This window comes from Mucilaginibacter rubeus, assembly GCF_003286415.2.
GTDB lineage: Bacteria > Bacteroidota > Bacteroidia > Sphingobacteriales > Sphingobacteriaceae > Mucilaginibacter > Mucilaginibacter rubeus_A.
Genome location: NZ_CP043450.1, coordinates 2,332,164 through 2,356,595, shown reverse-complemented (window position 1 = coordinate 2,356,595; position 24,432 = coordinate 2,332,164). Strand labels below are relative to the sequence as shown.

21 protein-coding genes and 1 other RNA gene are annotated in these 24,432 nt (G+C 40.7%); 17 read left to right on the top strand and 5 right to left on the bottom strand.

Annotation, left to right across the window (positions count from 1 at the left end):
- The first annotated feature begins 142 nt into the window (after positions 1-142).
- Positions 143-2,224: a tetratricopeptide repeat-containing sensor histidine kinase gene (locus DEO27_RS09610; protein ID WP_112575456.1), complete on the top strand. Its 2,082-nt coding sequence runs from the start codon at positions 143-145 to the stop codon at positions 2,222-2,224.
- 3 nt (positions 2,225-2,227) lie between these two features.
- Here the strand turns inward: DEO27_RS09610 and DEO27_RS09605 are convergent, their stop codons facing one another.
- On the bottom strand, positions 2,228-3,586 hold the full coding sequence (locus tag DEO27_RS09605; protein ID WP_112575455.1) for a GH1 family beta-glucosidase: 1,359 nt from the start codon (positions 3,584-3,586) through the stop codon (positions 2,228-2,230).
- Between the two features lie 296 nt (positions 3,587-3,882).
- Between DEO27_RS09605 and DEO27_RS09600 the strand changes: the two genes are divergently transcribed.
- The 8 genes from DEO27_RS09600 (at position 3,883) to DEO27_RS09565 (ending at position 10,610) form a co-directional block, all read left to right on the top strand.
- Complete coding sequence (locus DEO27_RS09600) at positions 3,883-4,350, top strand: DinB family protein (protein WP_146750141.1); 468 nt, start codon at positions 3,883-3,885, stop codon at positions 4,348-4,350.
- Between the two features lie 43 nt (positions 4,351-4,393).
- Positions 4,394-4,804: a succinate dehydrogenase assembly factor 2 gene (locus tag DEO27_RS09595; RefSeq protein WP_112575453.1), complete on the top strand. Its 411-nt coding sequence runs from the start codon at positions 4,394-4,396 to the stop codon at positions 4,802-4,804.
- On the top strand, positions 4,804-5,451 hold the full coding sequence (locus tag DEO27_RS09590) for an SCO family protein (RefSeq protein WP_112575452.1): 648 nt from the start codon (positions 4,804-4,806) through the stop codon (positions 5,449-5,451). The genes DEO27_RS09595 and DEO27_RS09590 overlap by 1 nt, the downstream gene beginning before the upstream one ends.
- Positions 5,448-5,864 carry a c-type cytochrome gene (locus DEO27_RS09585; RefSeq protein WP_112575451.1) on the top strand — a complete coding sequence of 139 codons (417 nt, stop codon included), beginning with the start codon at positions 5,448-5,450 and terminating at the stop codon, positions 5,862-5,864. Before DEO27_RS09590 ends, DEO27_RS09585 begins: the two co-directional genes overlap by 4 nt.
- A gap of 151 nt (positions 5,865-6,015) precedes the next feature.
- Positions 6,016-6,403: RNase P RNA component class A (gene rnpB / locus DEO27_RS09580), an RNA gene on the top strand.
- Positions 6,404-6,584: 181 nt separating this feature from the next.
- Entirely contained in the window at positions 6,585-7,970 is a 1,386-nt protein-coding gene (locus DEO27_RS09575; RefSeq protein ID WP_112575450.1) for a sigma-54-dependent transcriptional regulator, read from the top strand.
- Between the two features lie 97 nt (positions 7,971-8,067).
- Positions 8,068-8,535, top strand: a complete 468-nt coding sequence (locus tag DEO27_RS09570; RefSeq protein ID WP_112575573.1) for a hypothetical protein — start codon at positions 8,068-8,070, stop codon at positions 8,533-8,535.
- Between the two features lie 401 nt (positions 8,536-8,936).
- Complete coding sequence (locus tag DEO27_RS09565) at positions 8,937-10,610, top strand: hypothetical protein (RefSeq protein ID WP_146750140.1); 1,674 nt, start codon at positions 8,937-8,939, stop codon at positions 10,608-10,610.
- Here the strand turns inward: DEO27_RS09565 and DEO27_RS09560 are convergent.
- The gene (locus tag DEO27_RS09560; protein ID WP_190295362.1) at positions 10,607-11,455 is read right to left on the bottom strand and encodes a fructosamine kinase family protein; all 849 of its coding nucleotides are present in this window, start codon (positions 11,453-11,455) and stop codon (positions 10,607-10,609) included. The two genes, DEO27_RS09565 and DEO27_RS09560, sit on opposite strands and share 4 nt — an antisense overlap.
- A gap of 142 nt (positions 11,456-11,597) precedes the next feature.
- Here DEO27_RS09560 and DEO27_RS09555 point away from each other — a divergent pair, with 142 nt between their 5' ends.
- The 4 genes from DEO27_RS09555 (at position 11,598) to DEO27_RS09540 (ending at position 16,033) form a co-directional block, all read left to right on the top strand.
- Positions 11,598-12,140: a zinc ribbon domain-containing protein gene (locus DEO27_RS09555; RefSeq protein ID WP_112575447.1), complete on the top strand. Its 543-nt coding sequence runs from the start codon at positions 11,598-11,600 to the stop codon at positions 12,138-12,140.
- 7 nt (positions 12,141-12,147) lie between these two features.
- Positions 12,148-12,903, top strand: coding sequence for a CPBP family intramembrane glutamic endopeptidase (locus DEO27_RS31705; RefSeq protein WP_223818202.1), 756 nt, complete (start codon positions 12,148-12,150; stop codon positions 12,901-12,903).
- Between the two features lie 74 nt (positions 12,904-12,977).
- A complete protein-coding gene (gene lepA / locus DEO27_RS09545) occupies positions 12,978-14,765 on the top strand; it encodes a translation elongation factor 4 (protein WP_112575446.1) in 1,788 nt (595 codons plus the stop codon).
- A gap of 386 nt (positions 14,766-15,151) precedes the next feature.
- Complete coding sequence (locus DEO27_RS09540) at positions 15,152-16,033, top strand: tetrahydrofolate dehydrogenase/cyclohydrolase catalytic domain-containing protein (RefSeq protein ID WP_112575444.1); 882 nt, start codon at positions 15,152-15,154, stop codon at positions 16,031-16,033.
- 112 nt (positions 16,034-16,145) lie between these two features.
- Here the strand turns inward: DEO27_RS09540 and DEO27_RS09535 are convergent, their stop codons facing one another.
- Complete coding sequence (locus DEO27_RS09535) at positions 16,146-16,484, bottom strand: Rieske (2Fe-2S) protein (RefSeq protein ID WP_112575443.1); 339 nt, start codon at positions 16,482-16,484, stop codon at positions 16,146-16,148.
- 26 nt (positions 16,485-16,510) lie between these two features.
- Positions 16,511-17,275, bottom strand: coding sequence for a hypothetical protein (locus DEO27_RS09530; protein WP_112575442.1), 765 nt, complete (start codon positions 17,273-17,275; stop codon positions 16,511-16,513).
- A gap of 261 nt (positions 17,276-17,536) precedes the next feature.
- On the opposite strand from DEO27_RS09530, the gene DEO27_RS09525 reads away from it, so the two are divergent.
- From DEO27_RS09525 to DEO27_RS09515, 3 genes are read left to right on the top strand one after another with little or no spacing between them, the layout of a single operon-like run.
- Positions 17,537-18,160, top strand: a complete 624-nt coding sequence (locus DEO27_RS09525; RefSeq protein WP_112575441.1) for a 7-carboxy-7-deazaguanine synthase QueE — start codon at positions 17,537-17,539, stop codon at positions 18,158-18,160.
- Positions 18,161-18,199: 39 nt separating this feature from the next.
- Entirely contained in the window at positions 18,200-20,104 is a 1,905-nt protein-coding gene (locus tag DEO27_RS09520; RefSeq protein WP_112575440.1) for an OmpA family protein, read from the top strand.
- 38 nt (positions 20,105-20,142) lie between these two features.
- Complete coding sequence (locus DEO27_RS09515) at positions 20,143-20,796, top strand: carbohydrate-binding protein (RefSeq protein WP_223818201.1); 654 nt, start codon at positions 20,143-20,145, stop codon at positions 20,794-20,796.
- Positions 20,797-20,850: 54 nt separating this feature from the next.
- Here the strand turns inward: DEO27_RS09515 and recQ are convergent, their stop codons facing one another.
- The gene (recQ, locus tag DEO27_RS09510; protein ID WP_112575570.1) at positions 20,851-23,043 is read right to left on the bottom strand and encodes a DNA helicase RecQ; all 2,193 of its coding nucleotides are present in this window, start codon (positions 23,041-23,043) and stop codon (positions 20,851-20,853) included.
- 260 nt (positions 23,044-23,303) lie between these two features.
- Between recQ and DEO27_RS09505 the strand changes: the two genes are divergently transcribed.
- Positions 23,304-24,389, top strand: coding sequence for a mannose-1-phosphate guanylyltransferase (locus tag DEO27_RS09505; RefSeq protein ID WP_112575439.1), 1,086 nt, complete (start codon positions 23,304-23,306; stop codon positions 24,387-24,389).
- The last annotated feature ends 43 nt before the right edge of the window (positions 24,390-24,432 follow it).

The window sequence follows — 24,432 nt, the reverse complement described above, 5'->3', positions numbered from 1 at the left end:
TAGTCCTTGACTCGATTAATTAAATTTCATTTTAGGTAATTAATTAACAATAATCATAAAAGCAGTATAGTTATTTTGAAGAAATTTCATAGTTTAACCCTGTTTTAAAACCAACACTAAACCTGACGTAACTTAATCTTTGATGTTTATATACAAAAGCTTTAAACAAACAATACAATCTGTTATTACACAGGTATGCTTGTTTTTTGCTTCCTTGTTGCTCATCATCAGTTCCTGCCAGCAACAACCTAAGGGTTTTCTTTCATCATCGGCTTACAATAAGGCTGTTGATACAGCTACGTCGATGTATGATAATGGTCATCAGAAAGCGGCTGCAGATTATCTTGATTCGGCCTTTCACCATTCCAACAATCTCGGCTTTAAACAGGTATATAATTATTACTTTTTTATTTATACCTACGCAGCTCATGTAAAGAATGATCGTAAAATGGCGTTGCTATATGCAGATAGCATGCTCAACATTTTTGACACGCCTGAAAAGAAGTTAAAATTCACCAGTGAGTACGGCCAGGCTCATCTTTCTAAAGGAGATGTGTTGTTTGATGAACGCCGCTACAACGAAGCATATAGCTATTTTTATGAGGGAAAAGTAATTGCCAACAACAACCTGGACGATTGTACTATGGGCGATTATAGTTACCGTATGGGCATGATCCTTTACAAACAGGAACACTATGGCCGTGCAGCTTCGTTTTTTAAGAAAAGTTTTGAGGAAACAAGTTCGTGTGAGGGAAACTTCAACTATTTTTATCGCCGCCAGGAGTTGCTGAATAACATTGGATTAAGCTACAGCAAGCTGCAAAGAAACGACAGCGCGATGTACTTTTATAACAAAACACTCGACTATCTTAAGGCTAACGCGGCCAGGTTTAAAGACCGCCCTGAAATGGGTGAAGTATCAAAAGGTGTTGTGTATGGTAACATCGCCGATGTTTATATGAGGCAGCGGAAATACGATGAAGCTAAAGACCTCTTAAAAAAGAGCATCGCTATCAACTTGCGTAAAGGCAATGATAATAATGATGCCCAGTTTTCTGAACTTAAACTTGCTGCGATATATGATAAGCAAAATGCTAATGACTCTTTATTAAACATTCTCAACGTTATAAAGCTACAGTTTGACAGCGTAAAAAGTCCTGACGCTATACAGGATTGGCATCTGTTAATGTCGAATTATTTTGAGAAACAGAATGATCATCAGCAGGCAATGGCGCATTATAAGCAATATGATGAGCTTAAGGATACCATCACAAGTGAAAACAGGAAACTAAAGGAAGCTGATGTAGCGGAACAGGTTAAAAGTCTTGAAAAAGACAATGAGTTTAATAACCTCAAGAAAAACAACGAATTACAACACGTCTACCTTAGGGTAACCGTTGTTTTTGCGTTGATGCTCATTATTATCATTTCCCTGATATTTTTGAATTGGCAAAAATCAAAAAAGAATATTAAGACGCTCGGAAGTCTTAACCACCAGATAAACCACCAAAACAATCACCTGGAAAATGCCCTTAATGATTTAAAGCTCAATAACCAGGAAAAAGACCGCATTTTGCGTACCGTTGCACATGATCTGCGTAACCCTATAGGCGGTATAGCATCGCTTACGAGTATAATGAGCGAGGAGAATTACAGCGACGAACAGAAAGAGCTCCTCGGCATAATCAGGGAAACCTCGTTTAACTCCATTGAGCTGATCAATGAAATACTTGAAGCCACCGAATCTACTTCAACAACATTCAATAAAGAAGCAGTTGAGATTAATTCTTTATTGAGTAATAGCGTTGAGCTTATGCGTTTTAAAGCCGCTGAGAAACAACAGGAGATCAATCTCGCTCTATTAAACACTCCGGTTGAGATCTGTATCAGTCGTGAAAAAATATGGAGGGTGATTAGCAACCTTATTAGCAATGCCATTAAATTCAGCCCGGAAGGATCGGCTATTTTAGTTATGGCGCTTGAACTGGAAAATGAAATACAAATTTCAGTAAAAGATCACGGCATCGGCATTCCTGATAAGCTGAAAAGCCAGGTATTTAATATGTTTACCGACGCCAAGCGCCCCGGTACTTCCGGCGAAAAATCGTTTGGTCTTGGGCTTTCCATCTGCAGGCAAATTATTGAAGATCACAACGGCCATATCTGGTTTGAAAGTGATACCGAAAATGGCACATCATTCAATTTCACACTGCCTAAAAATTAACTTTTATTTTAAAAATTCGGCGTACCACTTGCCCGAAGCCTTAACCGTGCGTTGCTGGGTAGCATGATCAACATGGATCAATCCAAAACGCGGATGATACCCTTCGGCCCATTCAAAATTATCGGTAAGGGTCCATACAAAATAGCCTTCAATTTTATGGCCTTCATTTTTCGCTTTTAGCACTTGCGCTAAATTATCCTTGAGATATTTCAATCTTTTGGGGTCGTTCACTTCGCCATCAGTAACAGTGTCGGGAAAAGCAGATCCATTTTCTGTGACGATTATCTTTTTAACGTTAGGATAAGCATCATACTTTTTGATCATATGATAAATTGAAGGCGGATAAATTTCCCAGCGCATAGCAGTAAGCTCAACGCCCCTGTTCTCGGCCTTAACCATACTTGCGTTGATATAAGGCGTGAAGAATGAATATTTTACAATCTCGCGGGTATAGTTCTGGATACCTATAAAATCAAAATCAAAACTTAGTTTATCCTCGTCGCCGGGATAAAAATATTTTCTGAGGTCTTTAAGGGCGGGGAGATCATTTATAGGGTACCCCATCCCCAGCAAAGGTTCAATGTATAAACGATTGATCAGGGCATCGGCACGAACAGCCGCAGCTATATCTCTTGGTTTGTTTGAGTAAGGTTCTATCTGTGAACACGAAAATGTTGTGCCTATTTGCGCTGTTGAGGGTAAAAGTCTTCGTAATATTCTACCTCCTTCGGCAATACTCATGGTTACGTGATGTATGGCGGGTACAAAGTTTTTCATACCACTGCGGCCGGGTGCATGAATACCGAAAAAGTAACCTGCGCCGGTAAACACTACCGGCTCGTTCATCACCATCCAATGTTTTACGCGGTCGCCGAAGTTTTGGGCGCAAATGGTTATAAACTCGCTAAACCAGCTAATAGCTTCGCGATTTGTCCATCCGCCCTGAACCTCAAGTATGTGGGGTAAATCCCAATGGTAAACAGTTAGCCAGGGCTCAACACCTTGTTTAATACAATAATTGATTACCCGGTTATAATAATCGATACCCGCCTGGTTAACTGTCCCGGTACCATCGGGCAGGATGCGGGTCCACGAAATAGAAAAGCGAAAATTGGGAATATTGAGCTCTTTGATCAGATCGATATCGCGCTCGTATAAGTTATAAAAATCGCAAGCGGTTTGGGCATGGTCGCCGTTCAGGATCTTTCCTTTTTTGGTGGTGAAAGTATCCCATACAGACAATCCTTTTCCATCGGCATCATGAGCGCCCTCTATCTGAAAAGCAGCGGTTGAAACGCCCCATTCAAAGTCGTTACCAAAAAGATCTTTGCTTAAATGTATTTCCCGGTCAGTAAGTTCCATTAATTTGAGCTACAAAAGCCCAAAAGTGCGATTATATTTATAAATGAAGAATTATAAGTGATAACTTAATGTATGAACGATGAACGCATACTTTTAAGCATCATCCACTGACGGAAGTTGATCAGCAGTTTTGAAATATTGATGATAAATTTCATAACCTTATGTTTTAGCTATAAAATAAAGGTAACAAGCAGATGTTTGCTGAATATGACAACTATGTTATTTAATTGTTAACCAGCATTGTTATAAATATACAAAATTGCTTTAATACATTAGCCGCTAATTTTACTAACACCATGAAAACATACTTTTTGAAAATGTTTGGCTACAATCTTTTTGCCAGTAATCTCATAATACAAGCCATGGAAACAGCCGGTTCGCCGGATATTGCACTTAAGCTCATGGGGCATCTGCTGGCGGCCGAACAGGCCTGGCTGGAAAGATGCAAGCTCGTGCCTCCGTCTATGCCAAACTCGTGGCCCGAAAATGTTACAATTGAGCAATGTAAAATACAGGTATCTGAGCGTTATGAAGCATGGCTAACGTTTTTAAACGAAATAAATGAAGAGGATATAAATAAGTTAATCCCCTATCATAACTTTACCGGCGACTATTTTGAAAACCAACTGGGCGATATTGTAACCCAAGTGCTTAATCACGGCACACATACCAGGGCGCAGATTGGGCAGCAGCTTAAGCTTGCAGGCGTAAAAACTTTACCTATAACAGACTATAGTTATTATTTAAGAGTATTAAACAGCTAAACATTTAGCATATTTGCCAAGTTTTATCACGCTATCAAAAACCATGAAAAAATATCTATTCATTGCAGCAGGAGCTGCTTTATTGTTCGGCTGTGCCGACACTCAAAAACAGGAAAAAGATCTTTTAAACCAGGTAATTGCAGTGCATGATAAGGTAATGCCAAGCGATGTTAAGTTAACCGAAAATAAAATGCTGTTGGATAGCCTTTTAAAACACGGCGCTCCTACCATCAACAAAGATTCGGCCCAGGCGTATATAAAACTGGTTGACGACGCGGACAATGCCATGAATGACTGGATGCATAAATTTGATCCGGAGAAAAAGGATAAATCGCACCAGGAGTTTATGGAGTATCTTGAGGCCCAGAAAAAACAGATCAATAAAATAGACACCCTGGTAACCGTAGCAGTTACCAGTTCAACAAAATATATCACCCAAATACCGGTAAAATAATGAGGAACTTGTGGATAGGCATTATCATACTAACGCTTTTTAATGCCTGTAAATCAAATACTAAAACTACCCTGCCCATATTGGGATATAAAACACCGGTAACTAAAACTGTTAATGGCAAAACTGTAACCGATACGGAGTACGCCACTATCCCACCCTTTAAATTTGTAAACCAGTACGCTGATACTATTACAGAGAAAAGCCTGGATGGCAAAATTTACGTTGCAGATTTCTTCTTCACCACCTGCCCTTCTATATGTCCTGTGATGCACCGAAATATGCTTAACGTATATAAGGAATTTAAGGATGATAATAACTTCAGGATCATTTCGCATACCATCGATCCTAAATATGATACTGTGCCTGTATTAAAGCGCTATGCCGATAAATTAGGAATCGCGGGCAATACCTGGTGGTTATTGCATGGCGAAAAAGGCGACACCTATAAAATTGCTAAAAGCTACCTGCAAAGCGTATCCGAAAAAAATCCTAAAGGTGAATATATTCATGATGGATTTTTTATTCTGATAGATAAGCAAAAACGTCTTCGCGGTACTTACGAAGGCACAGATCCGGCAGAGGTAACCAAATTGATTGCCGATATAAAAACGTTAAGAGCCGAACCGGACCAAATTGCTGCTAAATGAAATTAAAGGTAATTGGTGCAATAACTGTTTTATTGATTGTAATTGGTGCATCATGCCAAAGCGACGATCAAATTGAGTTTAAACGCTATTATTCGGCAGGCAGCCTTGTTTATCAGCAACATTGTCAAAACTGCCACGGCGATAAAGGCCAAGGGCTATCATCACTTATCCCTCCATTAACAGATTCAACATATCTGAAAAACAATAAAACTGCGCTTGCCTGCTTCATCAAGAACGGTCTAAAAGGAAAAATAACTGTTGCCGGCAAAACATTTGACGACCAGATGCAGGCTGATGATATAGCACCGCTCGAAATTGCTAAGGTGCTTACCTATGTTACCAATTCTTTCGGTAATAAAATGGGAACTATTACGCTGCAACAGGTTCAGAACGACCTGAAAAACTGCAAATAGATTTTAAGTTCATAGATCATAGTTGATGGGCCATTATTCATAAATCATGATTAACGGCAATCAAAACAATTTAATTACAACGCTGCTATGATCCATGAACTATCAGCTGTGATCTATTAACAATGAACCGCAAAAATTTCCGTACCTTTATGCCGCAAAACGTTCTATCGCTGCCAGCTTGTTTGGCGGAGGAAAGTCCGGGCAACATAGAGCATCCTGCTTCCTAACGGGAAGGCGCCGGCAGCCGGCGACAGCAAAGTGCCACAGAGAAAATACCGCCCGCTTAGGTGGGTAAGGGTGAAAACGTGAGGTAAGAGCTCACGGCATAACCGGGCGACCGGCTATGACGGTAAACCTCAGGAGTTGAAAAACCAAATAGGTCCTGAAAGCGGAGTTGCTCGCTCCCGTATCTGCCGCAAGGCAGGTCGTTAGGATGGGTAGGTTGTTTAAACCTGTTAGTGATAACAGGGCCAGATAAATGATAGAAGTTGCCCTTTAACAAGGCAAAACAGAACCCGGCTTACAGATTTGCTGCTGTACAACCCCTTGCTGTAAAGTGAGGGGTTTTTACTTGAATGCGTTTTATTTTTTAATAAATTTAAAAACATTGCAAACATTTATCTGCCTTAAACCTTTATAGCACATTAAAAGTGTTTGTTTTTCTATACAAACTCATATATTAGCGATATAACAATTACTACCTGTACATAACTATATAACATGGCTAAAATTTTAATAATTGATGATGAGCGGTCGATACGTAATACGCTTCGCGAAATTTTGGAGTATGAAGATTACGAGGTTGAAGATGTAGATAATGGTGTTGACGGACTTCAGTTAATTGAAAAAAAAGACTATGACCTGGTGCTATGCGATATTAAAATGAACCGCATGGATGGCATGGAGGTACTTACCGAAGGCCTCGCCATTAAACCCGATCTTCCGTTTATCATGATATCAGGCCACGGTACGGTTGAAACCGCTGTGGAAGCCAGTAAAAAAGGCGCGTTTGACTTTATCTCCAAACCACCTGATTTGAACCGCCTGCTCATTACCGTTCGTAATGCGCTTGACAGGGGGAGCCTGGTTGTTGAAGCCAAAGTACTTAAACGTAAAGTATCAAAAGTACGCCCTATTCTGGGTGAATCGCAGGCTATTATTAAGATCAAAGAAACCATTGACCGCGTTGCTCCTACCGATGCCCGCGTGTTAGTTACAGGTGCCAACGGTAGCGGTAAAGAGTTGGTAGCACGTTGGCTGCACGAAAAATCAAACCGCTCAAGCGCGCCTATTATTGAGGTAAACTGCGCGGCTATCCCTTCTGAATTAATTGAAAGTGAACTATTTGGCCATGAGAAAGGTTCATTTACTTCGGCCATTAAACAACGTATAGGCAAATTTGAATCGGCAAACGGCGGAACGCTATTCCTTGACGAGATTGGTGACATGAGCCAATCGGCCCAGGCTAAAGTATTACGTGCTTTACAAGAAAATAAAATTACCCGTGTAGGTGGCGAAAAGGAAATTGATGTTGATGTACGTGTAGTAGCCGCAACAAACAAAGACCTGCTTAAAGAAATTGAAGCCGGTAATTTCCGTATGGACTTATACCACCGCCTAAGTGTAATATTGATTCACGTACCGCCACTTATTGAGCGCAAGGATGATATCTCGCTGTTAACGCAAAGCTTTTTGGATGAGATCTGTAATGAATACGGCATGCCGGTTAAAAAGATCTCAGATGCAGCGTTGGAAGCGCTTAAATCTCTTCCGTGGACAGGTAACATCCGTGAGCTTCGCAACATGGTTGAGCGTTTGATTATCCTGAGCGATAAAGTTATCACCGATAATGATGTACGCGCATTTGCCAATCCATCGGCTCCTGTTGCCGTTACGGCTGCTGGCTCAGCGGCTCCCGCGCCACAAACAGACTTTGATCAGTTTAATAACTTTCAGGAATATAAAGATTTTGCCGAGCGTGAATACATCAAATTCAAGCTGGAAAAAAACAATTGGAATGTTTCAAAAACAGCTGACGATATTGATATTCAACGCAGCCACTTATACAGTAAAATTGAAAAATTTGGCCTGAAACGCGGCGAATAACATAAACTTTTGAAATTATTTTAAAAAGCATCGGCAATTATGATTGCCGATGCTTTTTTTATGCTATTATTGTATATCAATAACCTTTATTAACACCATGAAAACCTACTACTTAGCTTCTTTTTTGTTGCTCGCGCTATGCTCATGCGGCAATCCGCCAAAGGCAACAACAGAAACAACTGAACCTGCAGGCAAACTTGACGGAACCTGGCACCTGATATCAAGTAAAAGTATCGTGAAGAATGATACCACGGTAACTACGCCACCAAAAGATCAGGAGATGTTCAAGATGTTTAACGCCACTAACTTTGCCTTTTTTACGCATGATCTGGTACATGGCAAAACAGCCAAACCTGTTTATTCATCAGGCGCGGGCACCTATACCCTATCTGGCGACGACTATACCGAACATCTGGCTTATTGCGACGCACGTGATTGGGAAAACAGGGATTTTAAATTTAAGCTCACCGTAAAAAATGACACCCTGGTTCAAAAAGGGATTGAAAAAATAGATAGCCTCAAGGTTGATCATGAAATTATTGAAACTTATGTTAAAGTGAAATAATTCATCATATTAAAATAACATTATAATATGTAAAGCCCGGACCGGATGGTTCGGGCTTTTTTTTGAACTTATCGATATCATCCGGAAAAAGGCCCTGTTGATATATTAAATAAAGGTTATATAATTTTTAACCTATTTCAGCAATAATGATAGATCGCTATCAAACCCAAACGCAACATATTAATAAACAGGAACTTAAAAATTTACTCTAAAACTTTAAAGAGTAACGAAACCCGAAGCCTAAACTATACGTTAAAACACCCATAACTACACTACTACTCATATTCCTGAAACTTTAATTAAAAAAACAACTCCGAAAGGTTCATGGGATAGTTATGCGGTTTCCGCTGCCTCTGAAAACATTAAATATGTTTTTTATTAAACTTTATTAATTGTAGCTTATGAGCGCAAAATTACAACGGGGCATGCAAATCGTATTTCACAGTAAAATACTGGCAGTCATTCTGTTTTCTACCTTTTTATTCAGCAGGTGTCGCCCGGAAAGGCTTAGTCCACCTGCACCAAACTCTGAAAAAATGTCTGCCGGTGTCATTGACGCTTCCGGCAAATTTAAATTAAACTCGTACAGCGGTGTCGGCGTTCAGTTAAAAGATATGTTTGGCATTAACGCATATGAATGGAATTTTTTGCAGGATCCGGCTAATCCCAATCTGAAAAGCACCATTTATGAAACCAATATGGCGCTCATCAAATCATTCAGCGGGGTTAGGCATTACCTGGGTTGGGCCCGGATGGAAAGTACCAAAGGCAATTACACCTTCAGTCCAACACATGAAGGCAGTTGGGATTACGACCTTATTTATAACCGCTGCAAGCAGGAGGGTATATTGGTTTTGGCCGATATAAAAAATTGTCCACCGTGGTTGGTTAGCACCTACCCCAATGATATGCAAGACCTTGAAAACGCGCCGCTTCTTTATGGTTTAAGCAAGGCCGATCCTGCAAGTTATATTGAACAGGCACGTATGGCATTTCAATTTGCAGCCCGCTACGGCTACAATGCCAATGTGGACAGGTCGTTGGTAAAGGTTGACTCAAGCGTGCGTTGGACTAACGATCCACCTAACCAGGTAAAAGTAGGAATGAGCGTTGTATCATATGTTGAATGCGATAATGAACGCGACAAATGGTGGAAAGGCCCGGCAACGCAACAAACAGCCGAAGAATACGCGGCCAACATGTCAGCCTTTTATGACGGAGATAAAGGCAAACTTGGCAAAAATGCCGGCGTAAAAAATGCCGATCCTAACATGAAAGTTGTGATGGGTGGTTTAGCTACCTGCAACGTAGATTTCGTGAAGAAAATGGTAGAATGGTGCCGTACTAATCGCGGTTACCGTGCTGATGGAAGTGTAGATCTTTGTTTCGATATCATCAATTACCATTATTACAATAACAACGGCAACATCTTAACGCATCAATCAGCAACAATTGGTCTGCCACCTGAGCTGTCAATGGCCGGCCAGATCGCCGATTCATTTGTTCAATACGCTAACTCATTAACTAAACCCCTCCCTGTTTGGGTAACTGAATCAGGTTATGATATAAACCAGGGAAGCTACCAGAAAGCGTTATATGTTGGCGATAAGTTACCGAAAGACACCCAGGCGGATTGGATCTTAAGAACTTCATTACTTTATATCCGCCATGGTATCCAGCGCGTATTTTACTACCAGCTTTTTGATGATACACCTAATGTTGATGTTCAGTATGCTACATCAGGCCTGGCAGAAAATGGAAAACGCAGACCGGCAGCAGATTTTATATTGCAAACATCAAAATTAATGGGTAGCTATACCTATTCGGCTACCTTGAATGCGGACCCGCTGGTGGACAAGTATGTATCAGACTCACAAACCATGTACGCCCTTACCATTCCTGATTTCAGGGCACGTACAGGCACTTACACACTTGATTTGGGTACTCCGAAAGCAAATATCTACACGCTAAAAACAGGTGCAGACCAGGCAGTGAAAACCCAGGTTAATACAGTTGATGGTAAGCTAACCGTAACTGTATCTGAAACACCAATCTTTGTACAAGGCACCAACTAAACAAATACCGAAAGATTATCCCTTACCTGTTTGGCGTACATACCGCCAAACAGGTTTACATGAACCAATAGTGGATATAAGTTCCAAAGTTGAAGCCTTTGCTGCCAACCGTTCTGAAACGGAAATTCCGCATTATAGGCTTCATAAAAAGCACGGTCAAAACCACCGAAAAGTGTAGTCATTGCAATATCAAACTCGCGGTTGCCATAACAAACGGCCGGATCAATCAAATAAGGCTTTCCTTCTACATCAATTAAATAATTACCTCCCCAAAGATCGCCATGTAATAATGCGGGAGGTTCTTCTGTAAACAAACCCGGAAGTTTCTTATACAGCTCATCAAACTTGCGCACATCGCTTTGGTTGAGTTCTTTTTTATTTACAGCCATTTTAACCATGGGTTGCAATCTTTCCTCAACAAAAAACTGAGTCCAACTGCCATGTCTTTTATTGCTTTGATGGAGCGATCCCATATAGTTATCAGTATAAAAGCCAAATTGAGCATCGCTGTTCTTATGCATTCGGGCAATCTCCGTACCTAATTTAGAAGATGACAAAGCGTTTCCAGAACCTGCATTAATCCACTCCAATACAAGATAACTCTCATTGTCCACCTCTCCTTTAAGAATAACATCAGGAACCGATATTGTATTAGTCTTACCGATAGCGCATAAGCCCTCCTGCTCTCTTGCAAACATATTGGGATAATTGTACCTGTCGTTTACTTTTAGCAAATAACAACTACCGTCCCCCTGCAAACGATAAACTTTGTTTATGTCGCCACCAATCACTGCACTAACATCCGTAATGCATAAATTAAGTTTGCTTTGTATGTGATTAAGCACGCTATTAAAGATTTCGTTTTTAAACATATGGGCCACAAAAAAGTCATCGATCCTGGTAAACTAAAATTATATGATTTGTAACACAATTAAATTTTCAATAATTATATTCGTGTAACATTTAAGTCCTTATCACAAAAATTCAATGGAAAATCAAATTCCTGTAGCCGTTCAATTAACGGAGAAATGCGCACACTGCAACGCCGATTCAAAAGCCGAAGATACATTTTGCACCCAATGCGGATACCCACTTAAAGGTACTGAAGCCGAACAAAACAAATTTATTTCAGAGCGCCAGGTTGAGGAAATAGATATGTTTACTTATAACAAAACGCTCAGGCAGGCAAGCAATACATTATATTACCTGGCAGGCGTTTTCATTTTCGCAGGTCTCATATATTTTTTCATACACAAAGATGAGGTTGACGTAGTATCTGTAGTGGTAACCAATATCATAATGGCGGCTATATTCTTAGTTTTAGGTGCTTACAGCAAGCGCAAGCCTTTAGCCTGTCTCATATCAGGTTTATCGTTGTACGTGATTGTACAGGTATTAAATGCCATAATTGAACCTATATCTATTGCTCAGGGTATCATTATAAAAATTGTGATCATCGGCTACATGATTAAGGGTATCAAATCGGCAATGGAAATAGAAAAAATCAGGAAAGAAAACAATATAGCTTAGTTTTTTGGTGTTCAACGAACAAGAAACAGTCAGAACAAGTCTCTGTACACAATGCGGGGCCTCAAATGGTGTTAATGTAAAGTTTTGCAGTAGCTGCGGCCACAAACAAACCGAAACATTTAACAGTCAAACTGCACATAACTGGGAATTACTGAAACAGACCGCCCTGTTTTACTGCATTTATATCCTGGTATGTGCATTATCATCGTTTGTTGATTATTTTAAGACGATAGGTTGGTTCCTGGTTATCGAAATTATTATAGCCGGTACCGCGGTCATATTTTTCGCATATAACTGGGCCAATTGTAAGAAACTACTCCGCTGGCCTTCATTTTCATTCCCCAAATTAGCGGCCTACGGTGCATTTGCCATGACAAGCGCTTTGTTGATCCATTACATCGCAAACTGGGTCAACGTTATTGTTTTCTCCCGCGATTATTATTACTACTCTATTTTTGCCGATTCGCCCGGCTCAGCCTATTTAATCATATTTTTCACAGCCATAACGCCCGCTTTATTTGAAGAACTTGGCTTTAGGGGCTATCTGCTACAGTCATTACTAAATATTGCAGATACCGGACAGGCTGTTTTTATTTCGGCTTTCTTATTTGCCATTATCCATCTTAGCTTCATTTCCTTGTTTTGGTTAATTCCATTCGCCTTATTTCTGGGTTATACCCGGGTTAAAGAAAATACCATCTGGTATGGCGTATTCTTTCATTTTTGCTTTAATTTAACCGCTTGTTTATTTGAGTTGCTATAGTGTTAACGAAATAAAAAGCCAATTAAAAAACTCAATACCAAATTATCATCCTAAAAAGCTATTTTTGCGGTTCAATGGAGCACATTCGTAATTTTTGTATCATAGCACACATCGACCACGGCAAAAGCACACTTGCCGATAGGTTATTAGAGTATACTAACACTATAACCCAGCGCGAATCGCAGGCACAGCTGCTTGACGATATGGATTTGGAACGCGAGCGCGGTATTACCATAAAAAGCCATGCCATACAAATGGATTACGAGCTTGATGGTCAAAAATACGTACTCAACCTAATCGACACACCCGGACACGTGGATTTCTCGTACGAGGTATCACGCTCAATAGCTGCCTGTGAAGGTGCTTTGCTGATTGTTGATGCTGCACAGGGTATTCAGGCACAAACCATTTCAAACCTGTACCTGGCTTTAGAGAACGACCTGGAGATCATCCCTATTCTGAATAAAATGGACCTTCCGGGCGCTATGCCAGAGGAAGTAAAAGATCAGATAGTTGACCTCATTGGCTGTAAACGCGAAGAAATCCTTGCCGCATCAGGTAAAACTGGTATGGGCGTACACGACATACTTCGTGCTATTGTTGAGCGTGTACCAGCGCCTGTAGGTGACCCGAAAGCTCCGCTGCAGGCACTAATTTTCGATTCGGTATTTAACTCGTTCCGCGGTATCATCGCTTACTTTAAAGTTGTTAACGGCGAGATTCGCAAAGGCGACAAAGTAAAATTTGTCGCTACCGAAAAGCAATATCTTGCTGATGAAGTTGGTACATTAAAACTGCGTCCGCTGGCTAAGGATGTGATCAAAACCGGCGACGTAGGTTATATCATCTCGGGTATCAAAGAAGCTAAAGAGGTTAAAGTAGGTGATACCATCACCCAGGTTGACCGCCCGTGCGAACAAGGTATTCAGGGATTTGAAGAGGTAAAACCAATGGTATTTGCCGGTATCTATCCTGTTGATACTGAAGATTACGAAGAACTGCGTGAATCAATGGCCAAACTACAGTTAAATGACGCTTCATTGGTTTTTGAACCGGAATCATCAGCTGCCTTAGGTTTTGGTTTCCGTTGCGGTTTCTTAGGGATGCTGCACATGGAGATCATCCAGGAACGTCTGGAACGCGAGTTCAACATGACGGTAATCACCACGGTACCCAACGTATCCTATTTGGCCCACACCACTAAGGGTGATTCATTTACTGTAAATAATCCATCAGACCTTCCGGACCCAAGTAAAATTGATTTTGTTGAAGAACCATATATCAAGGCCACTATCATTACCAAATCTGAATTTGTTGGCCCGGTAATGTCGCTTTGTATCCAAAAACGTGGTACCATAACTAATCAATCATACCTTACATCCGAGCGTGTTGAGTTGATTTTTGAGATGCCAATGGGTGAGATCGTATTTGATTTTTATGATAAGCTGAAAACCATTTCAAAAGGGTATGCATCGTTCGATTATCACCAGATAGGTTACCGCCAGTCAGACCTGGTAAAATTGGACATCCGCCTAAACAGCGAACCTGTTGATGCTTTATCGTCCCTGATCTTCCGTGGTAACTCTTACGACTTTGGTAAAAAAATCTGCGAGAAATTAAAAGAGCTTTTACCGCGTCAGCAATTTGAGATCATTATCCAGGCTTCTATCGGTGCCAAGATCATCGCTCGCGAAACAGTAAAAGCGCTACGCAAAGACGTTACCGCCAAGTGTTATGGTGGTGATATCTCCCGTAAACGTAAACTGTTAGAAAAACAGAAACAAGGTAAAAAACGCATGCGCCAGGTAGGTAACGTTGAGATACCACAATCGGCATTCATGGCAGTTTTGAAGTTGGATTAATCCCTCAACTCCTTTGAAGGGAAGCGAGGGTGAGTAAATTGATATATTCTGTACAGGTTAGTTACATATTTTACAGCAACCGGGTTTGTTAAACATATTCATTTAGGAGACTTTGTTTATGGCAAATGGATTGTGTACGATGCCGGCCAACCGAAATATTACATTGATGCTTTCAATAAAGATGTGCGCTCAAATAAAATTATATTTGAAATGCTCCTGAATAATAAAACAGAAACCATCGAAAGTATCATCAGCAAGATCAATCAAAATCACGGATTAAAATTATCCCTGGATAACAGGCCTTTTATAAAAGTACGAGTAAAGTCAGAGCCGGTAAATTTGAGTTTACCCCCATTGCCTGATCAATTCGTTAAACACATTTAACAATGCAGCTTTTAGACGGAAAATACGTTTCAGAAAAACTTAAGGTTGAAATAGCTGAAGAAGCAGCTAAAATATTAGAGAAAACCGGTCGCAAGCCCCATTTGGTTGCAGTATTGGTTGGTCATGATGGCGGCAGCGAAACTTACGTTGCCAGCAAAATGAAAAATTGCGAAAAAGTTGGCTTCAAATCATCATTGGTACGTTATGAAGATGACGTTACCGAAGAAGAATTACTAAAGAAAGTTGAAGAGCTGAATGCCGACGCTGATATCGATGGTATCATTGTACAGCTTCCGTTACCAAAACATATCGATCCTGAAAAGGTAACTGAGCGTATTGACCACCGCAAAGATGTGGATGGTTTTCACCCGGTTAACCTGGGCCGCATGCAGCGCAACCTGCCGTCATTTATTCCGGCAACACCTTATGGTATTACTTTAATGCTTAAGGAATATGGCATTGAAACAGCAGGTAAACATTGTGTTGTTGTTGGCCGCAGTAATATCGTTGGGTCGCCTATGAGCATCTTGATGGCGCGTAACACTACTCCGGGCAACTGCACGGTAACCATTTGCCACAGCCGCACTCCTGATATCAAAAAATTCACGCTTGACGCCGATATTCTGATCGTAGCTATTGGCAAAAAGAATTTCATTACTGCCGATATGGTGAAAGATGGTGTTGTAGTAGTTGACGTAGGTATGAACCGAGAAACATCAGCAACAACAAAATCGGGCTTTAAGCTTTACGGCGATGTTGATTTTGAAAACGTGGCGCCAAAATCATCATGGATCACCCCTGTACCGGGCGGTGTCGGCTTGATGACCATTGTTGGTTTGCTTAAAAACACCTTAGCTTCGGCTAATAAAGAGGTTTATAAATAGTCTCAGCTTTATCGTCATTGCGAGGCACGAAGCAATCCCCGATTAGCAGGCTCGCCCTGCATAGTCCGCGATTGCTTCGTACCTCGTAATGACGGCCTTATAACGCAACCACTCACTTAAACCCCAATCTTAACTTATCCCAAAGTGAGTTTACTCCGATGTAAACACCATCTTCTCTTATTTCAACCGGATAAGTTTCAATAAAATCATTTTGTCCTTCGCCTCCTTTGCCTGTTTCCAAATCGTAAGTATAGCGATGATAAGGGCAAACAATTAGTTTTCTGACACATAAGCCCTCACTTAAATCTGCGCCTGCGTGTGGGCATTTAGCTGATACAGCATAAAGTTTTCCTTCAAAACCTACCAGGCAAATACTTTTACTACCAGCCTTAACCTTTTTTATAAATGGACGCGAAAAATCAGGAGTATGGTCAATTTTATGCCAGGTCATAAATAATTCAGAACAAACACAGGTGGTTAAAAATCAATTTTCAGATTCATCACATTAGGATTTTTGATAACCTCATCCATACTGGTAACAAGGGTTACTTCCCTCCTGTCGGCCGAGAGCATGGCTTTTGAATTATTGATTTTTTTAACCGGATGAGCAAACCTCAAAATCACTTTATAAGGCATATCAATGAGCATAGCCTTGGCCATCATGAATGTAGCCTGGGTTTTCTTTAAAAAAGCATTGAACTTCGCCTTATCAATAATGCGGTAAAATTTATGGGGAGTTATATCGTACGAGTAATAGTCCTGCCCACCCACCATTTGCCGGGCGTCAAAGGGCTTATTTGCTTTATCTGTAGTTGTTATTGCACTGATTTGGGTATTGAGCGCTATTTTCGATACATTTTGCAAATAGTACTGTAAATCGGCAGCATTTTTTGCAGTATGGTTAAGCGTTACTTTCATAACACTTTTTTTAAGGTTCATATTTACAGTAAGCTCGCTGCTCTTGGCCATCTCAATTTCTTCGGCTTTTAGCTTTTGCTGCGCACTATCGGGTATGGCGCTGTAAAAATTAAGTGTAGTGTCCTTAACTAAACTGAATTGCGGGGTTTGCTTAACCGAGTCAGACATCAAATTAACCAATACCGACACCGCCCTGCTCATATCAAAAGCATAGGCAACCTTACAGGTTCCGTCGCTTTTAAAATCGTAATGCTCTTCAATATCCACGCATGAACTAAAACAAAGCATTACCAGTAATAACAAGGGAAGGTAAAGTTTTTTCATACCCAGATAAAAATTAAGCGTTACCGAAACAGTTAAATCATTTTTACGAATTTCAGGTTAATTGGTTATCTTAAAATTACAGTAATAATACCAATTATTAATGAAAGGATAAAGGTAAAAGGAAATTTCGCGTAGTAGCCTGTCAAAAATACTACCACGCAAGCTTATATCCAGAACTCCACTTCCATATTAGTGTAACCTTTTGCCTTTCACCTTTCTGCTTTCACCTATCTTTCAGTACCTTTGCACCCTTAAATAACTATGGCACACCAAATACCAGACGACGGCACGTTGCTTCCCCTAATGGAAGAGTTTTACACGATACAGGGCGAAGGATACAATACAGGCAAAGCAGCGTATTTTATTCGGCTGGGCGGCTGCGATGTAGGTTGCCATTGGTGCGACGTTAAAGAAAGCTGGGATGCCGAGTTACATGCGCTTACTGCTGCCGACACTATTGTAAACAACGCGACATTGCACCCTGCAAAAGCTGTGGTAGTAACCGGTGGCGAGCCCCTAATATATAATCTCGACTATTTAACCCACCAACTACACGAAAAAGGAATAAAAACCTTTATTGAAACTTCAGGTGCTTACCCGCTTTCGGGCGATTGGGACTGGATCTGCCTTTCACCTAAAAAATTCAAGGCACCAACGCCACATGTTGCCGAATGTGCCCACGAATTAAAAGTGATCGTATTCAATAAATCCGACTTTGAATGGGCCGAGTATCATGCCAAAATGGTATCTCCCGATTGTAAACTATACCTGCAACCGGAATGGTCAAAAGCAAAAGAAATGACCCCACTTATTGTTGATTATGTGAAAGAAAATCCGCAATGGGAAATTTCTTTGCAAACACATAAGTATCTGAATATCCCATAATCTTTGTAACTTACGGATATAAATTATCCTAAGTTATAAATGAGAATAGCAATTTTATTGGTGCTTGCATTGTGTTTGCCTGCTTTGCTTCGTGCCCAGCAGCCTGCCCGGTATTCATCGTCCAATAAAGAAGCTATAAAATATTTTGCTTTAGCCTATCAAAACCTGGATCAACATCTGTATGATGAAGCCATCCAAAACTCACTAAAGGCCGTCGGCGAAGATCCCAGATTTATAGAAGCTCACTTATTACTTGGCGACCTGTACCGGATGAAACGCCTGTATAAGCCGGCTGTGGAACATTACGCGAAAGTTATTTCCTTAAGCCCGGAATTTAACCGGGGCGCATATCTTAAAGCTGCCGAAATGGAAATTCATGATGCCAATTATGCGCCGGCACAGCAGCATCTCGAAAAATACCTTACTTATCCTGACCTTAGTCCCGAAAATATCACTTATGCAAAAAAAATGCTTGCTGATGCCAAGTTCGGAATCGTGGCTATGGCTCATCCTGTACCTTTTAAGCCGATAAATATCGGAGCTGAAATAAACACCGCCAACGATGAATACCTTCCCGTTGCCACAGCTGACGAAAGCACTCTGATATTTACCCGGAAAATAAATAACAACGAAGACTTTTATAAAAGTGAGAAAGTTAATGGCCAATGGGGCACAGCTACATATTTAAGTAACCAGATCAACACCGAAAAATACAATGAAGGAGCGCAATCCATATCACAGGATGGCAAGTACCTGTTTTTCACAGGATGTAACCGCCCGGATGGCCTGGGCCGTTGCGATATTTACATAGCGCAAAAAAAAGGTAACGACTGGGGGAAACCTATTGATCTGAACCCACCTGTAAATACCGCGGGCTGGGAATCTCAACCATCAATAAACGCAGATGGCCGCACGCTTTACTTTGTAAGTAACCGTAAAGGTGGCTATGGCGGGTATGACATCTGGAAAAGTACATTGGGCGAAAAAGGCTGGGGCGAGCCTGAAAACCTCGGCCCAAACATTAACACTCCGTATAACGAGCAATCCCCATTTATACACCCCGATGATAGTACGCTTTATTTTAGTAGTGATGGCTGGCCCGGTTTAGGGGCAAAAGACCTGTTCGTAAGTCGCTTGGGCAAAGATGGCAAATGGCAGAAACCCGAAAACCTGGGATATCCAATTAATACCAATGGAGATGAGGGCGGCTTATCATTAACGGCAAATGGCGATTACGCTTTCTTTTCGTCAAATAACCTGAACGGATATGGAGGATACGACATTTATAAGTTTGAGCTTCCTGTAAACCTGAGGCCGCGAATGGTTACTTATGTCAAGGGATTTGTAAAAGACATTAAGACCAAACAGCCGCTTGAGGCCGCCATTGAAATTATCGATCTGGAAAGCAATCAGGTGGTTTACCAGGATTACAGTGACGAAGAAAAAGGCGATTTTTTAGCCACGCTCACCTCTGGTAAAAATTATGGCTTGAATATTTCAAAAGGCGGATACCTGTTTTACTCTGAAAACTTTTCGCTTAAGAACTATAAAACCAAGAATCCCTTCAACATTGTAGCATTGTTATCGCCGATTGAAATTGGGAATAAGGTGATCCTTAAAAATATCTTTTTCGATACTAACAAGTATGATCTTGAAAAGGAATCTAAAGCCGAGCTGGCCAAGCTTATTGAATTTCTGGGGGTAAACCAAGCTATACGCATTGAGATATCCGGCCATACAGATAACGTTGGTAACCATCAAAGTAATCAGGCACTATCCGAAAACAGAGCCAAGTCAGTTTATCAATATCTTGTATCAAAAGGTATAGCGCCTGGCCGCCTTGTATACAAGGGCTACGCAGAAACGCAGCCTATAGCACCTAATACAACGGACGAAGACAGGGCCAAAAACAGGCGTACGGAATTCATGATTATAGCTAAATAGTGCTTTAATATTGTTATAGACCAACCTATCATTTGTAAATGAAAAAGAACCTAATAATCTTAACTGGAGTAGCAATAATTTCATGTGCTTTTATTTTAAACAACGGCGGCAAGCCATGGCAGGGTAAAATGCAACAGCTCCCGGGCAGACTTGAATGTGAGTATTATGACGAAGGTGGAGAAGGGATAGCTTATCATGATACCGATAGCATAAACAATGGCAGCGGAAAATTAAACCCGGCAAACGGCTCGTTTTTGAATGAATTCCGGATGAAAGAAGGTGTTGATATTTCCTATACCAAAACGGGTAACATTGATAACAATCCTTACAATAAGGTTCCGCGCGATCTTAATAAACTATACGTTGGCTGGACACAACCCGGCGAATGGATCAATTACACAGTTAAAGTAAATAAAGCCGGCACCTACCCTATTGGCGTTTTGTATACATCTAACGGTAATGGAACCATCTCGGTTGATATCGATGGTAAAGATGCAACAGGCCCTTTAAACATCGCATCGACACATGATGACCGAGATACGGTTGCCTGGCGGCAGTGGCATCATTGGAATGCATCTGATTCCATTGGCTCAATAACCTTGAAAAAAGGAGCTCACGTACTTACCCTGCACATTCTTACCAATGGCAACATGAATCTTGACCATCTCAATTTTGGAAAGAGCCTTAAATAAAACAGCCTTCAGAATTCAATCCAAAGGCTGTTTATAGTATAAAATCTTATATAGTTAGTTTCCTAACTCTGACATAAATTTGATACGCATCAGTTGCACTTCTTCGCGCGTGTAGTCATCGCTTCCCAGCTCCGCTAAAGCTTCATCAATCGAATCAGCTTCGGCCGTTCGGAAATAATCAAACACTTCTTCCTGCTTATCCTCGTCAATTACCTCATCAATGTAATAATTCAGGTTAAGCTTAGTACCCGAGTTAACAATAGTTTCAACTTCTTTCAGGATTTCCTCATACGTAAGACCTTTGGAAGCCGCAATATCATCAAGATTTAAATGCCTGTCGATGTTCTGGATAATAAACACTTTAAGCGCTGATTTATTGGCCGCGCTTTTGATCACCATATCAATTGGGCGATCAATATCATTATCCTCTACATATTTCTGAATCAGATCGGTAAAAGGTTTACCGAATTTCAAAGCCTTACCTGCACCAACACCCGAAATCTGTTTCAGTTCTTCTGTGTTGATAGGATAATGGGTACACATCTCTTCCAAAGACGGATCCTGGAATATTACAAACGGAGGCAATCCTTTTTGTTTGGCCAGCTTTTTACGCAGCTCTTTAAGCATTTGTAGCAACTGCGTATCAAGCGCACCTCCACTTTGTTTCGGCCCATCATCGTCGCTATCGTCATCGGTAGCTTCCATAAGCTTGTTCAAAACAAAACGGATGCTGTGCGGATTGTCGATAAAGGCATTCCCGCTTTTGGTAAGCCTCAACAGCCCATATTGGTCAATATCTTTTGAAATATAGTTATTGAGCAAAGCCTGCCTTAAAAGCGAGTTCCAAAGGTTTTTACCCTGCTCTTTACCAGCGCCATAATAATCCAGCTGATCATGCTCATAATTTTTGATCTGCGCGTTTTCTTCGCCCATCAATATGCTGATGATGTGGTGATCATCAAACTTCTCGCCTATGTGCCTGATCAGGCTTAGTGCCCTGTGCAGGTGTTCTTCAGCATCAAAATGATCTTTGTGCGTGCAGCAGTTATCGCACATATTGTTACAGCCCGCCTCATTAAAGTTTTCACCAAAATAATGAAGCAATTGCTTACGGCGACAAACTGAAGATTCACAGTAATCAATAACCTCTTTAAGTATCTGGGTACCTATTTCGCGTTCTGAAACAGGTTTATCCTTCATGAATTTCTGAAGTTTATCAATATCTTTTTCTGAATAAAAGGCAACGCAAACACCTTCGCCTCCGTCGCGCCCAGCCCTTCCGGTTTCCTGGTAATACCCTTCCATACTCTTAGGTACATCGTGGTGTATTACGTAACGAACATCGGGTTTGTCGATACCCATACCGAAGGCGATAGTAGCAACAATAACGTCAACATCTTCCATCAGGAATTTATCTTGAGTATCGGCACGTACTTTAGGATCAAGCCCGGCATGATATGGCAGGGCCTTCACGCCATTAAGATTGAGCACCTCAGCCACTTCCTCCACTTTTTTACGGCTAAGGCAATACACTATACCAGATTTTCCCTGATTTTGCTTAACAAATTTTACAATCTCTTTTATAACGTTGCGCTTAGCCCTTACTTCGTAAAAGAGGTTACCACGGTTAAAAGATGATTTAAATACAGTAGCATTGTTCATTTGCAGGTTTTTCTGAATATCCTGCTGAACTTTTGGAGTAGCTGTAGCTGTTAAAGCAATGATAGGTATATTTTCGCCTATATTACTGATTACCTGACGTATTTTACGGTACTCGGGCCGGAAATCATGGCCCCATTCCGAAATACAGTGAGCCTCATCCACAGCAACAAATGATACGTGGTTCAGACGTAAGAAATCGATATTCTCTTGCTTGGTTAATGATTCAGGTGCAACGTACAGCAGTTTGGTTTTACCGGCAAGTACATCTTCCTTAACCCTGGCTATTTCTGATTTTGTAAGTGATGAGTTTAAAAAGTGGGCTATACTATCTGATCCTCCAAACGCCCTGAGCTGATCTACCTGATTTTTCATCAAGGCTATCAGTGGTGAAATTACGATGGCGGTGCCATCGCTCATCAAGGCTGGTAACTGATAACACATCGATTTGCCTCCACCGGTAGGCATGATAACAAATGTGTCATTGCCGGCCAGGATGTTGGTTATTATCGCTTCCTGTTCTCCCTTAAAATTATCAAACCCGAAAAAATTCTGGAGATTGTCAAATAGCGATTTCTTTGTTTCTATCATTATTTTAACAAATTCTTAAATTGTATTTAAAAGTTTAAAGTAACAAAATTTTCTAAATAAACGATGGATTTACTTTTAAATTTTGTGTAAAAATGATGATTAAATGAAAAACAATTTCTTTGATTGCTCATTTAAAATATCAGTCAAATTGGCGTTTAACTATGCTGTTAAATTATTTAGCAACACTTAATGGATAATTAACAAATTAATACACATTTTTACGGTCGATATACCAAATTTAAATTCTTTACTTTCTCATGAATAAAAACTATTATGCGATAATTATGGCTGGAGGGATTGGAAGCCGCTTTTGGCCGATAAGTCGTACATCGCACCCTAAACAGTTTATCGATATACTTGGTACCGGTAAAACTTTAATACAAAATACCTACGAACGATTCCTGAAAGTATGTCCTAAAGAAAATATTTATATCGTTACTAACGAAAACTATACTAAGCTTGTAAAACACCAGCTACCGGATTTGGAGGATCAGCAGATCCTTACAGAACCTGTAATGCGTAACACTGCACCCTGCGTTGCGTACGGTTGTTTTAAAATTGAAAGCCTTAATCCTGACGCAGCCATTGTTGTGGCCCCTTCTGATCAGCAGATCCTCGACGAAGACGCCTTTGTATCAGCTATTGAAAAATCATTACAAACAGCAGCTTCAAATGATTACCTGATAACCCTTGGTATTAAACCATCAAGGCCCGATACCGGTTACGGGTACATCCAATATACCGACAATGTTATCAATGATGAGTTTCATAAAGTAAAAACCTTTACCGAGAAGCCAACCCTTGAGATAGCCAAAACCTTCATTCAAAGCGGCGACTTTTTATGGAACGCCGGTATTTTCGTTTGGTCGGCAAAAGCTATTGTGAAAGCCTTTGGCCAGCACCTGCCCGAAATGCACGAGATTTTTGCGGATGCCAGACCGGTTTATAACTCAGACGATGAAAAACCTTATGTGCACAAAGCATATCAGCAATGCGTTAACATCTCGATAGACTACGGCATCATGGAAAAAGCCGATAATGTGTACGTGTTACCTTCGGATTTTGGATGGAGCGATCTGGGTACCTGGGCTTCTATTTATGACCTTGCCGAAAAAGATTATGTAGGGAACGCCGTGATCCCGGCCGAAAAAGTGATCATGTACGATTCATCAAACTGCATGGTAAACGTACCGGGCGAGAAATTGGTGATACTACAAGGTCTGCACGACTTTATCGTAGTAGAATCAAATAACTCCCTGCTCATTTGCCCGCGCAACCAGGAGCAAAACATCAAGCAGGTTGTCGCAGATGTAAAAAGTAAATTTGGTGCTAAGTATATTTAGTATTTAGTGAGTTGTTGATTAGGTGAATGGAGAGTAGTTACTT